We start from the raw sequence: 14667 nt of genomic DNA on the forward strand, positions 1-14667 counted from the left end.
AAGTTGTTTCTTTTTCCCTCGAAACCGACTATAATAAAAAAGAATTTTCCGTGGCAGGCACGGGGCAACTTGAAACCAAGAAAAGAGGATTATATGAAAAATTATTTGAAAGATAGTAATTTATATTTAGTCATTGCGTTTGTTATTATGGCCATTTTATTTTTCAGTTCATCACAGACGTATGAACAGCAATCACAAGTTGGTCTTTTAGATAAACTTCTGAGCAGTCATCCTTTTGAAGAACAATTAAAAAATATTTCTTTTCAATATGCTGGCAGTGAAGTGAGCATTCAAGCTAGTGGTTATAGTAAATTTGTTGAATTTTTTATTCGTAAGGGAGCCCATTTTGGTACGTATTTTCTATTAGGTGGTAGTTGGTTTATTGGATTAGTGCCAAGAATCAAAGGTCTGTTTTTAACAGCTGTTGTTTCCTGGCTAGCTGCTACTGGCTATGCAGGTTTAGATGAATTTCATCAAATGATCACGGGCGGAAGGACCCCTCTTTTTCAAGATGTTATGTTGGATGCCATGGGTGCTTTGACAGCCATCGTTATTTGTTTGGTGGTTCATGGTTTGAAGAAAAATAAAAAAAGAAGACGCTAATTTAGAAGAGCTTCGTTTATTCGTCAGAAAGGTGGATAAGCGAGGGTCTTTTTTTGGTAGCGCTTGTTCCTAACTGAAAAGAAGAGTAGAATAAAGGAGAATAGTAACGAAAAGTCAGGAGGAATCAAGGATGTCAGGACACAGCAAATGGAGCAACATTCAAGGGCGTAAAAATGCGCAAGATGCCAAACGTGGGAAAATTTTCCAAAAAGTTTCAAGGGAAATCTATATGGCGGCAAAAGCAGGTGGCCCTGACCCCGCAATGAATCCTGCTTTACGTTTAGCAGTCGATAAAGCTAAGTCAGCCAATATGCCCAATGATAATATTGCGCGCGCCATAAAAAAAGCCAGTAGTGCTGGGGAAGGGGAACATTATGACGAGGTAACTTATGAAGGATACGGGCCAGGTGGCGTGGCAGTTTTAGTTCATGCACTAACAGATAACCGCAACCGAACGGCCACCAATGTTCGCGTCGCGTTTACTCGAAATGGTGGCTCTTTAGGTGAAACGGGTTCGGTGAATTATATGTTTGATCGTAAAGGCTATATTGTCATTAAGCGAGAAGATCATGCAATTGAGGAAGACGACATGCTAGAAGTCGTTTTGGAAGCAGGCGGCGAGGATTTAGAAACATCACCAGAAGTATTTGAAATTTACACAGCACCAGAAGATTTTACAGCGGTTCGCGATGCTTTAGAACAAGCAGGTTATTCATTAGCACAAGCTGAATTAACAATGGTTCCGCAAACCTTACTAACCTTGAACGATGAACAAAAAGCGCAATTAGAGCGCTTGGTTGACAAGTTAGAAGACGATGATGATGTGTCAGAAGTATTTACCTCTGCAGAAAATCTATAAAATAAAGGGATGCTTGGCATCCTTTTATTCATAAAATGAAAGCGGATACAGAATGGAGGGCATTTTGAAAAAGAGAATTTGTTTACAAGCAATCAGGGAAGAAGCGGAAGCCTATTATCGTAACGGTGATTTTTATTGCTCGGAAGCGATTGTGGCGACCATTCGGCAACACTTCGATGCGGAGATTCCCATTGAAGCTGTGGCCATGGCTTCTGGGTTTCCTGTAGGTGTTGGAGGAGCGAAGTGTATTTGTGGTGCTCTTTCAGGCGGGGTTATGTGTCTGGGCTACTTTTTTGGTCGGACAGAAGCCAAAGGAGAACAAGTAAATAAAACGATGGCTTTAGCCAACGAATTGCATCAAAGTTTTCGACAAAAGCATCGAGTGGTTTGCTGCAGTATTTTGACAAGTAAAATGACGATGGGTTCACCTGAGCATATGGAACAATGCATTGGCTTTACTGGAGAAATCGCTGAAACAACCGCAAAAATTATTGCACGAGAACTTGCTTACGAATTAGTCTAGTAAAAAATGAGAGAGGAGCAACCAGATTCATTCACCTGAATCTGGTTGCTCCTCTCTCATTTAATACGTAATCAATTAACCAAGTACTTTTTCATAAGCTTCCACTTGAGATAAGACACGTTGGAGCTGTAATTCATTTTCAATATAGTTGATTGAATTACCTAAATCTTCTTGGCGGTTTGTTTCTAAACGATCGACTTCTTTTTTTGCTTCGTTCAATAAGTGTAGAACTTCTTCCTTAGATAACATGTACTCACCTCCTTGCGCAGTTCATCTACTATTAGTGTACTCCTTTTTTTCAAAAAAGGGCAATAATAGGATATTAAAAAACAAAAATAGCGGTTAGAACCGCTATTTTTGTTTACTCATGGCGTTGTTGTGCTAAAATCGCTTCGATTCGTTCTCTTTGATCTGCCAAAAAGTGAGGCAAATAAAGGGGGATTTCATCAAAGTTTGAACTTTGATTTTCATAGGCTTCGGCATCTAGCAGGCCTTTTTGTGTGGCTACTTCAAATAATAAGTGGTTCGGTTCTCTAAAATACAATGATTTGAAAAATTCACGGTCTTTAATCCCTGAGTTTGTAAAATTCTTTTCATCCAATAGGCTATCAACTTGCGTTAATTCTTGCGTATCTTCCACCCCAAAGGCGACGTGATGAACGCCACCAATTCCTTCAATGGCAAGCGGATTGGTACGGTCATCAATGATGTGTACCTCTTGATAAAACTGTGGATGATGATTTTCCAGAACGGTTACTTCATGTGCAGTTTCAAAAAAAGGTACTGTTTCTTTTTCATGCCAATGTAAATAATCCACTAAAGGTTGTTTGGTAGCTGCGGCATATTGGACGCGTAATTGAATTGCATCAATGCCTAAAATTGCATGTTCTACTGGAATTTCAGCATGCTCAGCTGGAAAATAATCTTCCGCATTTTCAAATTCACGTAACGGAACAAGCGCCATTTGCGTATTATCGGGCGCTTCAAAACGCAAAATTGGGTGTTGGTTAAATGTTTCCACACCATAGTGGCAGATACCCGCTTGCTCAAGACGTTCTGCCCAAAAATCCAAAGAGGCGCGCGTTGGTACTTTTAAAATAGTTCGTTCAATCGTATTTGTCCCAAAGGATTGATCTTGGCCATCATTCAATTCAAAAAAAGTTAATTCGGTACCTGTTCGTTGCTCATTATCTGAGAAAAATAAGTGATACATGGTGTGATCATCTTGGTTGATCGTTTTCATTAGTAATTTTAATCCCAGTGTATTATGATAGAAGTCAAATGTAGGCTTTATCAATCGATTTAAAATAGAGATATGATGAATTTGTGCATACATAGTAAAATTCCTTTCTTGGAGGTTTATTAAATGAAACAATTTTTTCAAAAAGGGTCGAAACCTAATCAATTAGTTGTCGCTTTCCATGGTACTGGTGGCAATGAATATCAATTATTAACCACCATCGCAACCCTTTATCCAGAAGCGAGTGTTCTAAGTTACTTAGGGACAGAAGGTGTAGGCGAACAGCGACGCTTTTTTGCGCCATTAGTCAATGGAGCATTACCTCGTGCTAACTTTGATGAGCGAGTGACGGCGTTTCTAGAAGAAGTTTGGCAACCGCAAAAGTTATACGATGAAGTTATTTTTATAGGGTACTCTAACGGTGCCAATTTTATTTTAGGCCTGTTAGAAAAGAACCCGACTATTGCTAACACTGTTATTTTACTGCATCCAAGCAATTTAGGCTATCAATATGTATCTGGTGAGTTTGCGACAAAAGTGATTGTCACAACAGGGGCTCAGGATGAGTTGAGTATTCCGGGACAAGTTCTTTCTTTAGCTAACCAATTAAAGAAACATTTTCCAGTCGACTTTTTACTAGTGGATGGCGGTCATGGCTTATCAGAAGAAGAAGTAACGAAAATAAAAGAAGTTCTTTAAAAAACAAGCTGCAACCTTTGTTGATAAGTGGTTGCAGCTTGTTTTTTCATGTGTGTTCAAATGATTTAGTTCTTTTTATTAATGAAAGCTTCCGCAAGGGCAAAGTCTCCTGCGTAAGGTTCATCTACGCCGTTTACTTTTTGATAAAGGTCGGCGCCTTTACCAGCTAAGACAATCGCATCATCAGCCGTTGTGCTTAAAGATAATGCGTGAGCAATTGCTTCGCCACGATCTAAAACGGTGTAAACAGGCATTTCTTTGGTAATATGGGCTTGGATTTCTTGGCAAATTTTTGCTGGATCTTCACTGGCTGGGTCATCGGTTGTTAGGACTGCAACATCAGCCAATTCAGAAAGAACCCTACCAAAGTCTTTGCGGCGAGAAATCGCTTTGTCTCCCGTGCTACCGACAAGAACAATTAAGCGGCCGTCAGGATGTTCTTCACGGACAAAGGTTAAAAGATTCTTCAAACTGTCATAGTTATGAGCGTAATCAACATAGACGGTTGCACCATTGGTATTCGTTAAAGATTCCATCCGGCCAGGGACGGTGGTTGCTGCGATCCCTTGTTGACACTCTTCTTTTGAAGCTCCCACAAGGACACTAGCAATCGCCGCACTTAACGCATTACCTTTGTTAAAATCACCACCTAAACGAAGGTGATAAGAGCCGGCCAATCCTAACGCATCTGCAGGACTTTCAACGATAAAACGTAAGGAATCCTCTGAAGAAACAGCGAATGAATAGTCAACTTCTGAAGCTGGCTGACTGCCATAGACAATGGCAGGGACTTTTTGCTGTTGTGCGGTTTCTTTAAGTAATGGAAAATAATCAGCTTCGTGATTCAACACAATGACTTTAGAATGTGTAATCAATTGACGTTTGCAATAAAAGTAATCGTCAAAGGTTGGATGTTCAATTGGACTGATATGGTCGGGGGTAATGTTTAAAAAAATGCCGACATCAAAAAACAGCTTGTAGACACGATTAGTTTTGTAGGCTTGGGAAGAAACTTCCATAATAAAATGAGTCATCCCGTTAGCAACAGCGGTTGCCATCATTCGATACAAGTCCAAAGATTCGGGTGTAGTCAATGCAGATTTAAAGAATGTTTTGCCATCTAATGTTGAATTCATGGTAGAAAGCAAGGCTGTTTTTTGTTGTGTAGCAACATCTAAAATATATTTGGTGAAATAAGCCGCTGTTGTTTTACCTTTGGTTCCAGTAAAGCCAATCAGTTTTAATTTATTTTGTGGATAATCATAAAAAGCCATGCTTAACACAGCCATTGCTTTTTTAATGTCAGTCACGATAATTCCTAGTTGCGCCGGAACCTCATAAGGCACCTCAGAAACATAGATTTCTAGGCCGTCTTTTACAGCATTTTCTAAATAGATTTCTTTAAAGTTTAATCCTTTACAAAAAAAGAGTGTTTCTGCTGTTACGTCTCTCGAATCGTAAGAAAGAGCCGTTACTTCTCGTTGACCTAACGTGTCGGAAAGGGTCAAGTGCCAGCCTTCTGGTGAAATAAATTCTTTTAATAAATCTTCTTTTTCTAAGCAATCGCGAATTGCGAATAATGAAATCGTCACTTTTTTTGCCTCCAAACGTTTCAACGAAATTTCAAAACTGATGTCATTATAGCATTATTTTTCTTTTAAAAAAACCATCTCGTTAGCGTGAGAAAATCCATGAGAAATGTTAAAATAGGATAATTCTTCGAGAAAGTCGTTGCATATCCCAAGATGAACAATTAAAATAAAGAAAGCATACTCAAAGAATATTGGAGGACAAAATGATCAATCAACCAAATTCAGTTGATCAACCAATCCTGACGAACCAAGAAAAAATGGTCAAAGGCTCAGCTTGGATGACAGCTAGTAATATTATCTCCCGCATGTTAGGGGCGATTTACATCATCCCCTGGTACGCTTGGATGGGCGAGCACGGAAACGAAGCGAACAGTTTGTTTTCAATGGGGTATACGATTTATGCCTTATTCCTAATGATCTCTACCGCCGGAATTCCAGGTGCGATTGCCAAGCAGACCTCGCATTATAATTCATTGAACGAATATAAAATTAGTCGACAGCTCTTTTATCGTGCCTTACAACTAATGGGTGGCTTAGGTGTGGTTTTTGCTATTGTGATGTATTTGGCATCTCCGGCATTAGCAGCTTTGTCTGGCGGAGGACCTGAATTAGTTCCAACGATGCGTTCATTAAGTTTAGCCGTTTTAGTTTTCCCAAGCATGAGTGTCATTCGCGGTTATTTCCAAGGAAATCAAGAAATGATGCCCTTTGCTTTATCACAAATTGTTGAACAAGTAGCACGAGTTTTTTACATGTTATTAACTGCTTTTATTATCATGAAAGTCTTTGAAGGTAATTACGTTACAGCGGTGACCCAAGCCACTTTTGCGGCATTTATTGGGATGCTCGCAAGTTTTGCGGTTTTAGGTTATTACATGTACAAACAAAAACCATTATTTGATTATTTAGAAGAACACAGCGCCAATGAACATGAAATTGCTCCAAAAGAGTTATTGATTGAAACTTTTAAAGAGGCGATTCCTTTTATCGTAGTTGGCTCAGGGGTGACGGTCTTTAAACTTGTCGATCAGTTTACTTTCTCAAACTTTATGCGTTTGTTTACGGATTATTCAGATACCCAATTACGAGAGCTTTTCGGTATTTTTAATGCCAATCCGGACAAATTAACCATGATTGTCGTGGCTTTAGCGACTTCGATTTCGGCTACTGGATTACCGTTGATTACAGAAGCGGTCACCTTAAAAAATCACCGTGAGTTAGCGCGTTTGATTAGTAATAATTTACAACTTTTTGTGTTTGTAATGTTGCCAGCAACGTTCGGTATGATTGTTTTAGCGCAACCACTATACACTGTTTTTTACATGCCAGATGCTTTAGGCACTTCTTTATTAGTGCAAGCTTGTTATGCTAGTTTATTCTTGGGCTTGTATATGTTAGTGTCAAATATGTTAATGGGGATGTATGAAAATCGTGACGCAATGCGTTATTTAGGAATTGGTTTAGCTGTGAAATTAATCGTGCAATTCCCCGCAATCCGTTTATTTGAAGTTTACGGTCCGTTATTAGCAACGATGATTGGCTTTACGGTTTCTTGCGTATTGATTCTAAGAAGAATTCGTCAAGTGACACGTTTTAATTACAAATTAACCTTACGGCGAACATTGTTAATGTTCTGTATTACAGTCATCATGATGATTATCGCTTTGATTTTCCGTCAGTTCTTGTATCTATTTTTAGATCCAACTAGACGTTTCCAAGCCTTCATTATCGTTGTAATTGTGGCTGCTGCAGGAGGCGCTTTTTATGGCTATTCGGTCTTGAAGATTCGCTTAGCTGATCGTTTATTAGGGAAAAATGCCGCAAAATTACGTGCAAAATTCAATATTAAATAATAGCTGATTGAACTCCTTTCAGCAGATTCTCTTAAGAGACAAGGCTTGAGACATCGATCGATTCGATTTATGTCCCAAGCTATTTTTTTAAAGGAAAGAGGAATGACGATGCGTTTAGATAAATTTTTAGTCGATGTTGGTATCGGTAGTCGTAAAGAAATCAAACAATTGTTAAAGAAAAAAGTCGTTACGGTGAATGGTGACGTCGTAAAAGAAGCCAAAATACAAGTAAATGAAGAAACAGATCAAATTGCCTTGATGGGAGAAATTCTTACGTATCAGAAATTCTTTTATTACATGTTGCATAAGCCACAAGGTGTCATTTCTGCGACGGAAGATCAGCGAGATGAAACGGTAATTGACTTGTTAACTGATCAGGATTACCGTGCCGACTTGTTCCCAGTTGGTCGCTTGGATAAAGATACCGAAGGCTTGCTTCTATTAACAAATGATGGCCAGTTAGCGCATCAATTATTATCACCCAAAAAGCATGTGGATAAAGAATATTTAGCTGAAGTTGAGGGACTTGTGACAGCGGAAGATTGTCAACTGTTTGCGCAAGGATTTGCCTTGAAAGATGGAGAAATAGTTAAACCAAGTCGTTTAGTCATTGAGACGATCAATGAGGAAGAAGGGACTTCCGTAGTCCGTTTAGTGATTCAAGAGGGAAAATTCCATCAAGTCAAACGGATGTTAGCCACTGTAGGCAAACCTGTGACGTATTTAAAACGATTACGAATGGGCGAACTATGGTTGGATGAAACGTTAGAACTAGGGGAATATCGGCCCTTAACAGAAGCCGAATTGCAACAACTACAACCTAAACAATCATACCTCAATTAAAATAAACAAAAACCCAGCCCTTTCTGCGGAAAAGATAAAAATTTTCTCGAAAAATAGTGTCGGGTTTCTTTCTTTTTCTGCATAAAATGGTATGATTGACTATGTAGAACTTTATGAATAGGAGTGACAACAAATGACAATTGATTGGACAAAAGAAGTCGAAGCACGTAAAGACGACTTATTAGAAGATTTACAAAACTTATTACGGATCAACAGTGAACGTGATGATGCACAAGCAACACCTGAAGCGCCCTTTGGACCTGGGCCAGTTGCTGGCTTAAAACACATGTTAGCTTATGGTGAACGTGATGGCTTTACGGTGAAAAATGTCGACAATTACGCTGGACATATTGAATATGGCGAAGGCGACGAAACATTAGGAATTTTTGGTCATATGGACGTTGTTCCTGCTGGTGATGGTTGGGAAACAGATCCTTATGAACCAGTCATTAAAGATGGCAAAATTTATGCACGTGGTGCAAGCGATGATAAAGGCCCAAGTATGGCTGCTTATTACGCAATGAAAATTATCAAAGAATTAGGCTTACCCGTGTCTAAAAAAATCCGTTTCGTAGTAGGAAGTGACGAAGAAAGCGGCTGGGGCGATATGGATTACTATTTCCAACATGAAGAAGCGCCAGACTTTGGTTTCTCACCAGATGCTGAGTTCCCAATTATCAATGGGGAAAAAGGAAATGTGACTATTCGTTTAACTTTCCGAGGCGGTAACGGCGCTGATTATAAATTAGAAAGCTTCAAATCTGGCTTACGTGAAAACATGGTTCCGGGAACAGCAGATGCTGTTGTAACGGCTGCTTCAGCAGACGAAGCGGCTTCACTAGCTGCTAGCTTTGAAACATTCATCAAACAAGAAGCAAAAATTTCAGGTAACGCAGAACTTTCAGATAAAACAGTGACTTTCCATGTAGTTGGTAAAGGTGCTCACGGTGCTAGCCCACAATCTGGAATTAACGCAGCGACTTTCTTGGCAACTTTCTTAAATGATTACAGCTTTGCAGAAGGCGCATATAGCTTTATTAATACCATTGCTGAATTTATCCATGAAGATTTTTATGGTGAAAAATTAGGCGTGGCTTTTGAAGACGAAAAAATGGGTAAATTGACAATGAACGCTGGGATTGTTAACTTTGATCCAGAAAATCCTGAAAATAGCTTAGTAACATTAAACTTCCGCTATCCAAAAGGAACTTCAGCAGAAGAATTACAAGCAAAAGTTCAAGCAACAGTCGGTGAAACGGTCACTGCAACACAAGGAGATCGCAACCAAGAACCGCATTATGTACCAGTTGATGATCCATTGGTGGCAACGTTACTACAAGTTTACGAAGACCATACAGGCGAAAAAGGCCAAGAACAAATCATTGGTGGCGGTACTTATGGCCGCTTATTAAAACGTGGTGTTGCCTATGGCGCAATGTTCCCTGGCTACACAGACACAATGCACCAAGCCAACGAATTTATGGAATTAGATGACTTATTCCGAGCAGCTGCTATTTATGCAGATGCGATTTATCGTTTAGCGAAGTAAAGTAAAAAAGCTGTTTTCGATTTTCGAAAACAGCTTTTTTTGCAATTTTTGCCTTTTAAAAACCCAAAATCAGAACCGCTAATTTACTGAAAATTTCTTGCAAATCAAGGGATCCCACGATACGATAAATAGGAGAAAAGGCAATGAGTGAAACACTTATTGTTAACTATTTAATCAAAGGACGTGTGAAGATGAACGTAGAAGAATTAGTTCAAAAAGCAAAAGATTTAATTAGAGAAGGCAACGTGGAACATGCGCAACAATTCATTGAAGAACATAAAGATGAATTAGGCGAACACTATCATAAAATTACAGCGATGTTAGCTGATACAACGACCGATGGTTTGTTTGATAAAATTAAAGGATTGTTTCAATAGTTGGAAAAAATCTGAGATAAAAGTGGAGGCTGAGACAAAAGTGTTTAGCTCCAAGAACCAAGTAGGTACGATGATTTCATCTGTTCATGCTTCACAGTGAAACATTGCAACTCTCGCCGTTTAACAGTTTTTGAGCGTGGAGCAAAAATCCAAAGTGATTTTTGTCCCACGCTCTTCTTTTTTATTTAACTTTTAACCATTGTTTTGGCAACACATACGCAATTGGATTAAAAAGATAATCCGCTCCCCGTTTCACCACAGGCATATTCGTAATAGCTAAAATGAAGAGGGCTAAGAAGAAAAGTGCCAGGATTCGGAAAGTAAACCATTCTTTAAAGAGTGTGTCTAATTGTAAACCACTTTCCAACAGAATAATTAAGGGCATATGCAAGAGATAAGGGTAGAGGGTATCTTTTCCGAGGGCGCTTAAAGGTAACTTTCGTTTCGGCAATAATGCAAACCAAGAAAGAGACACCAATGCTGCAGCAACGTAAAAGAACAGCTGAATGAAACTACTGTATTCAAAGGCCGGACTAATTTCAGCGTAGGAAGCCCAACCAGTTAAGAAGCCCCAAAATTTCGTTGCCAATGACCATTGACTATTTACAAATAAAAAGGAGCTTAAAATTACGCCTATCGCTGCCCATTTGACTTTGCGATGATCTAAAAAGGTTTGTAGCTTTTGAATATCCATTAAGTAGCCACAATAAAAGAAAGGGAAGAAGCCCAGAGTCCGTCCTAAAGACAAGAAACCTTCCACAGGTAAATAGCCTGAGGCGCAGCCGATAACAATGATGATTGGCAACATGATTTTCGGCTGAACGCGCTGAAGAAAGATGGTAATTAAGTAGAAACTTGCTAAGGAAAGTAAGTACCAAGGAACGCCTGTTTCGTTCAGTAAATCAAAATTCATTTTATTTGCAAAGGCGAAATTAGCAAGCGTAATCAACAACTTCGCTAAGAGATAAAGCCAAACAAAGGAAAGTAAGCGGAGATATTTTCGTTGTTTAATTGCATGTTTACTAAAGAGTCCAGAGACAAAAATAAAGGCTGGCATATGGAATGAATAGATCCAAAAGTTGATCGTTTCCATGAGTCGTGAAGGAGAAGCTTCACGATCTAAAATATGCCCAAAAATCACTAAGAAAATTAAAAAAAGTTTCACGTTGTCCCATTTATAAATTCGCTTGTCGTTTTCCATAACGATCACTCCTTTTAGTAGAAAACAGTTCACTTTTGTTTAAGGCAGAAGAGGACAATTTTTCCATTCATTGAGTAGATAATTGTAGATACGAACCGGCAGCCGTTAAATGAGCCCCCACATACTTGCGCTTAAAACAAAAAATTAGGCAGGATGTTAGTCTTAAATTATACTGAAAGAGTGACGATCCTCCAAAGATTTTGTTTATTAAGAAGTGAAAGATGCGGTGAAAATAAATGATAAAATTTCAAAATGTTTCAAAAGTATATCGAGAAAATGCTGTTTTGTCCGATGTGAATTTAACAATCCAACAAGGCGAATTTTTTGTATTAGTAGGGCCGAGTGGTAGTGGAAAAACGACGACTTTGAAAATGATTAATCGGCTCATTGAGCCAACGACAGGTGAAGTGGCTCTCAATGAACAAGCGGTAACCAACTACCCTTTACGTGAATTACGACTAAAAATTGGCTATGTTCTTCAGCAAATTGCCTTATTTCCTAACTTAACCGTGGCGGAAAATATTGAGTTGATTCCTGAAATGAAAAAATGGCCCAAAGAGCAACGCAGAGAGCGAACCATTGAACTATTGAAAAAAGTTCAGCTGGATCCTGAGGAATATCTGCATCGTAAGCCAGCAGCGCTTTCAGGAGGCGAACAACAACGTATCGGGATTTTACGTGCCATTGCAGCTGAACCAGAAGTGATTTTAATGGATGAACCTTTTAGCGCGCTAGATCCAATTTCAAGACATCATCTTCAACGTTTGGTGAAAGAACTTCATCAGGAATTAGCGAGTACCATTGTTTTTGTGACCCATGATATGAATGAAGCTTTATTGTTAGGTGAGCGCATCTGTATTATGGACGCTGGCAAAATTATTCAAGTCGATACGCCAGAAGCCATTCAAAAACATCCGAAAAATAATTTTGTCGGTCAATTTTTCAAACAATCTTCGCCAGAACTAGCGAACTATTGTGGCGCTGACTTGACTGCATTTTTAGAAGCCGCAGATGAGACGATTGAGCCAGTGCCGACTGTTTTCATGGAAACCAATTTAAAAGAGATTGTCCAACTCATTAATGCGCAAGAGAAAGCAAATTTAGTAGAAAAACAACAAGTTTTAGGGTGTATCACCTCAAAAACGATTACTCGTTTTATGGAACAGCTGTTGGAAAGCGAGGAACAGTAGATGCAAGCACTGATTGAAACTTTTTTCGCTCGAAAAGAAGAATATCTGCAAGCGTTAATCGAGCATATGCAATTGTCCTTTATTTCGTTATTATTCGCTGCGTTGATTGCAATTCCTTTAGCCATTTATTTAACGAGTCATCGCAAGTTAGCGGAAAGTCTGTTACAAGTGACTGGGATTTTCCAAACAATCCCTTCTTTAGCTTTGCTAGGCTTATTGATTCCGTTAATTGGTATTGGTCGACCACCGGCAATTGTTGCGCTAGTGATTTATGCCTTATTCCCAATTTTACAAAACACCTATACTGGTTTGACGGAAATTGATCCTTCGTTAGAAGAAGCCGCAGAAGCATTTGGGATGAGTAAAAAAGAAAAATTGTTTAAGTTTGAGTTACAAATGGCGTTACCATTTATTATTTCTGGGATTCGAACGGCTACCGTTTTAATTATTGGTACGGCCACGTTGGCAGCGTTAATTGGAGCAGGCGGTTTAGGGACATTCATTTTATTAGGAATTGATCGAAATAATTTATCGTTGATTTTTATTGGAGCCCTTTCATCGGCTGCACTAGCAGTCTTATTTAATTATGGAATTCATTGGTTGGAAAAAGCGAATGGGCGGCGACTAATCATTGGCGGTACTATTTTAGGCCTTTTGTTAGGTGGTTCATTTTTCTGGAATCAACAAACTTCTTCAAAGGAAAAACAGCTGACAATTGCTGGCAAATTAGGAGCGGAACCAGATATTATTATTAATATGTATAAAGCCTTAATTGAAGAAAATAGCGACATTCAGGTGACGTTAAAGCCAAACTTTGGCAAGACTACTTTTTTATATAATGCCTTGAAATCAGATGAAATCGATCTTTATCCGGAATTTACAGGAACAGTAATCGAAACCTTTTTAAAAAATCCTCCTCAGCTAGACAATCAACCTCAAGTAGTCTATGAAGCGGCACGCGCTGGCTTGAAAAAACAAGAAAACCTTACTTTGTTGAAACCGATGCGCTATGAAAATACGTATGCCGTCGCAGTTAAGCGCTCATTTGCAAAAGCGCATCAATTAAAAACGATTAGTGATTTACAGAAAATCAGCAATCAGTTGAAAGCAGGTTTTACGTTAGAATTTATTGATCGGCAAGATGGTTATAAGGGATTACAAGAAAAATATCATTTAAATCTGAATGTCCAATCGATGGAACCGGCGTTACGCTATCAAGCGATTAATAATGGTGAGGTAAATGTGATTGATGCCTATTCAACGGATAGTGAATTGAGACAATACGATTTAGTAACGTTAGAAGATGATCAAGCGCTATTTCCGCCTTATCAAGGAGCACCACTTATTAAAACAGCAACGTTGGAAAAATATCCAGAATTAGCAGAAATATTGAATAAATTGGCAGGAAAAATTAGCGAAGAAGAAATGAGTGAAATGAATTATCAAGTCAATGTGGAGGGGCAAGACCCTAGCATAGTGGCGAAAGACTATTTAAAAGAAAAGAATCTTCTTAAATAAGTATTTTTTACTGAAAAAGACTGGTATATAAACATTTATCCAGTCTTTTTCAGATAAATAAAGAGTTTAATGTGAAAAGTACCTGTATTTTTGCTCATTTTTGGATATAATAAAAGAAATGAATGGAGAGGAGTGGTCTATATGAAAAAAGCAGAACGTCAACGTTTGATTAAACAATTAATTATGCAACAAGAAATTGAAACACAAGATGAATTAATCACTCGTTTGGAAGAACTTGGCGTCCGAGCCACTCAAGCGACTGTTTCAAGAGATATCCGTGAAATGAGTATTGTTAAAACACATGGTGCAGATGGTCGTGTCAAATATGCAATTTTTTCTCAAGCACAAGGCACAAGCAGTGAAGAGAAATTACGAGAATCAGTAAAAGATTCAGTTGTTCGAATGGAGCGAGTACAATTTATTGTCATCTTGCATACAGAGATGGGAAATGCCGATGTGGTGAGTAACTTTTTAGATGAAGTAGCTTATCCAGAAGTGGCTGGTACAGTGGCTGGTGCGGATACGATTATTGTGATTACACGTTCAGAAGAGGATGCGGAACACTTTATCGAACGCATCGAAAATATGATTTTTTAAAATTGAAAGCATCAATAGAAGGG

At 38.7% G+C, this 14667-nt stretch carries 15 protein-coding genes; 11 read left to right on the top strand and 4 right to left on the bottom strand.

All coding sequences use genetic code 11. The annotated features are described in order from the left end of the window. Positions 1-93 precede the first annotated feature (93 nt). From IGL23_RS02310 to IGL23_RS02320, 3 genes are all read left to right on the top strand, one after another. Positions 94-603: a VanZ family protein gene (locus IGL23_RS02310; protein ID WP_002366143.1), complete on the top strand. Its 510-nt coding sequence runs from the start codon at positions 94-96 to the stop codon at positions 601-603. Between the two features lie 130 nt (positions 604-733). Next, positions 734-1462 carry a YebC/PmpR family DNA-binding transcriptional regulator gene (locus IGL23_RS02315; RefSeq protein WP_002361233.1) on the top strand — a complete coding sequence of 243 codons (729 nt, stop codon included), beginning with the start codon at positions 734-736 and terminating at the stop codon, positions 1460-1462. Positions 1463-1514: 52 nt separating this feature from the next. Beyond that, positions 1515-1985: a C-GCAxxG-C-C family protein gene (locus IGL23_RS02320; protein ID WP_002384891.1), complete on the top strand. Its 471-nt coding sequence runs from the start codon at positions 1515-1517 to the stop codon at positions 1983-1985. Positions 1986-2060: 75 nt separating this feature from the next. On the opposite strand, the gene IGL23_RS02325 is transcribed toward IGL23_RS02320, so the two are convergent. Then, a complete protein-coding gene (locus IGL23_RS02325) occupies positions 2061-2234 on the bottom strand; it encodes a hypothetical protein (protein ID WP_002355495.1) in 174 nt (57 codons plus the stop codon). A gap of 112 nt (positions 2235-2346) precedes the next feature. Further along, a complete protein-coding gene (locus IGL23_RS02330) occupies positions 2347-3321 on the bottom strand; it encodes a ring-cleaving dioxygenase (RefSeq protein WP_002382960.1) in 975 nt (324 codons plus the stop codon). 30 nt (positions 3322-3351) lie between these two features. Here IGL23_RS02330 and IGL23_RS02335 point away from each other — a divergent pair, with 30 nt between their 5' ends. After that, complete coding sequence (locus tag IGL23_RS02335; RefSeq protein ID WP_002358653.1) at positions 3352-3924, top strand: alpha/beta hydrolase; 573 nt, start codon at positions 3352-3354, stop codon at positions 3922-3924. A gap of 65 nt (positions 3925-3989) precedes the next feature. Here IGL23_RS02335 and IGL23_RS02340 read toward each other — a convergent pair whose 3' ends face one another. Next, positions 3990-5516, bottom strand: coding sequence for a UDP-N-acetylmuramoyl-L-alanyl-D-glutamate--L-lysine ligase (locus tag IGL23_RS02340; RefSeq protein WP_002373306.1), 1527 nt, complete (start codon positions 5514-5516; stop codon positions 3990-3992). A gap of 203 nt (positions 5517-5719) precedes the next feature. Between IGL23_RS02340 and IGL23_RS02345 the strand changes: the two genes are divergently transcribed. From IGL23_RS02345 to IGL23_RS02360, 4 genes are all read left to right on the top strand, one after another. Then, complete coding sequence (locus IGL23_RS02345) at positions 5720-7369, top strand: putative polysaccharide biosynthesis protein (RefSeq protein WP_002364837.1); 1650 nt, start codon at positions 5720-5722, stop codon at positions 7367-7369. 108 nt (positions 7370-7477) lie between these two features. Next, on the top strand, positions 7478-8212 hold the full coding sequence (locus tag IGL23_RS02350) for a pseudouridine synthase (protein ID WP_033594554.1): 735 nt from the start codon (positions 7478-7480) through the stop codon (positions 8210-8212). Positions 8213-8345: 133 nt separating this feature from the next. Then, positions 8346-9761, top strand: coding sequence for a dipeptidase PepV (gene pepV, locus IGL23_RS02355; protein WP_002358655.1), 1416 nt, complete (start codon positions 8346-8348; stop codon positions 9759-9761). Positions 9762-9904: 143 nt separating this feature from the next. Beyond that, positions 9905-10138: a hypothetical protein gene (locus IGL23_RS02360; protein ID WP_033594556.1), complete on the top strand. Its 234-nt coding sequence runs from the start codon at positions 9905-9907 to the stop codon at positions 10136-10138. Between the two features lie 181 nt (positions 10139-10319). Here the strand turns inward: IGL23_RS02360 and IGL23_RS02365 are convergent, their stop codons facing one another. After that, the gene (locus IGL23_RS02365; RefSeq protein ID WP_002355505.1) at positions 10320-11339 is read right to left on the bottom strand and encodes an acyltransferase family protein; all 1020 of its coding nucleotides are present in this window, start codon (positions 11337-11339) and stop codon (positions 10320-10322) included. A gap of 236 nt (positions 11340-11575) precedes the next feature. On the opposite strand from IGL23_RS02365, the gene IGL23_RS02370 reads away from it, so the two are divergent. From IGL23_RS02370 to argR, 3 genes are all read left to right on the top strand, one after another. Further along, positions 11576-12529 (top strand): ABC transporter ATP-binding protein, encoded by a 954-nt coding sequence (locus IGL23_RS02370; RefSeq protein WP_010819750.1) that lies wholly within the window; start codon positions 11576-11578, stop codon positions 12527-12529. Further along, positions 12530-14047 carry an ABC transporter permease/substrate-binding protein gene (locus tag IGL23_RS02375; RefSeq protein ID WP_002355507.1) on the top strand — a complete coding sequence of 506 codons (1518 nt, stop codon included), beginning with the start codon at positions 12530-12532 and terminating at the stop codon, positions 14045-14047. It abuts the gene before it with no gap. A gap of 141 nt (positions 14048-14188) precedes the next feature. After that, on the top strand, positions 14189-14644 hold the full coding sequence (gene argR, locus IGL23_RS02380; protein WP_002355509.1) for an arginine repressor: 456 nt from the start codon (positions 14189-14191) through the stop codon (positions 14642-14644). The last annotated feature ends 23 nt before the right edge of the window (positions 14645-14667 follow it).

This window comes from Enterococcus sp. MSG3299, from assembly GCF_050555765.1.
Classification (GTDB): domain Bacteria; phylum Bacillota; class Bacilli; order Lactobacillales; family Enterococcaceae; genus Enterococcus; species Enterococcus faecalis.

Excerpts from the sequence above, each read along its gene's own strand:
- IGL23_RS02310 (WP_002366143.1), top strand. The coding sequence starts at position 94 with ATGAAAAATTATTTGAAAGATAGTAATTTATATTTAGTCATTGCGTTT.
- IGL23_RS02315 (WP_002361233.1), top strand. The coding sequence starts at position 734 with ATGTCAGGACACAGCAAATGGAGCAACATTCAAGGGCGTAAAAATGCG.
- IGL23_RS02320 (WP_002384891.1), top strand. The coding sequence starts at position 1,515 with ATGGAGGGCATTTTGAAAAAGAGAATTTGTTTACAAGCAATCAGGGAA.
- IGL23_RS02325 (WP_002355495.1), bottom strand. The coding sequence starts at position 2,234 with ATGTTATCTAAGGAAGAAGTTCTACACTTATTGAACGAAGCAAAAAAA.
- IGL23_RS02330 (WP_002382960.1), bottom strand. The coding sequence starts at position 3,321 with ATGTATGCACAAATTCATCATATCTCTATTTTAAATCGATTGATAAAG.
- IGL23_RS02335 (WP_002358653.1), top strand. The coding sequence starts at position 3,352 with ATGAAACAATTTTTTCAAAAAGGGTCGAAACCTAATCAATTAGTTGTC.
- IGL23_RS02345 (WP_002364837.1), top strand. The coding sequence starts at position 5,720 with ATGATCAATCAACCAAATTCAGTTGATCAACCAATCCTGACGAACCAA.
- IGL23_RS02350 (WP_033594554.1), top strand. The coding sequence starts at position 7,478 with ATGCGTTTAGATAAATTTTTAGTCGATGTTGGTATCGGTAGTCGTAAA.
- pepV (WP_002358655.1), top strand. The coding sequence starts at position 8,346 with ATGACAATTGATTGGACAAAAGAAGTCGAAGCACGTAAAGACGACTTA.
- IGL23_RS02360 (WP_033594556.1), top strand. The coding sequence starts at position 9,905 with ATGAGTGAAACACTTATTGTTAACTATTTAATCAAAGGACGTGTGAAG.
- IGL23_RS02365 (WP_002355505.1), bottom strand. The coding sequence starts at position 11,339 with ATGGAAAACGACAAGCGAATTTATAAATGGGACAACGTGAAACTTTTT.
- IGL23_RS02370 (WP_010819750.1), top strand. The coding sequence starts at position 11,576 with ATGATAAAATTTCAAAATGTTTCAAAAGTATATCGAGAAAATGCTGTT.
- IGL23_RS02375 (WP_002355507.1), top strand. The coding sequence starts at position 12,530 with ATGCAAGCACTGATTGAAACTTTTTTCGCTCGAAAAGAAGAATATCTG.
- argR (WP_002355509.1), top strand. The coding sequence starts at position 14,189 with ATGAAAAAAGCAGAACGTCAACGTTTGATTAAACAATTAATTATGCAA.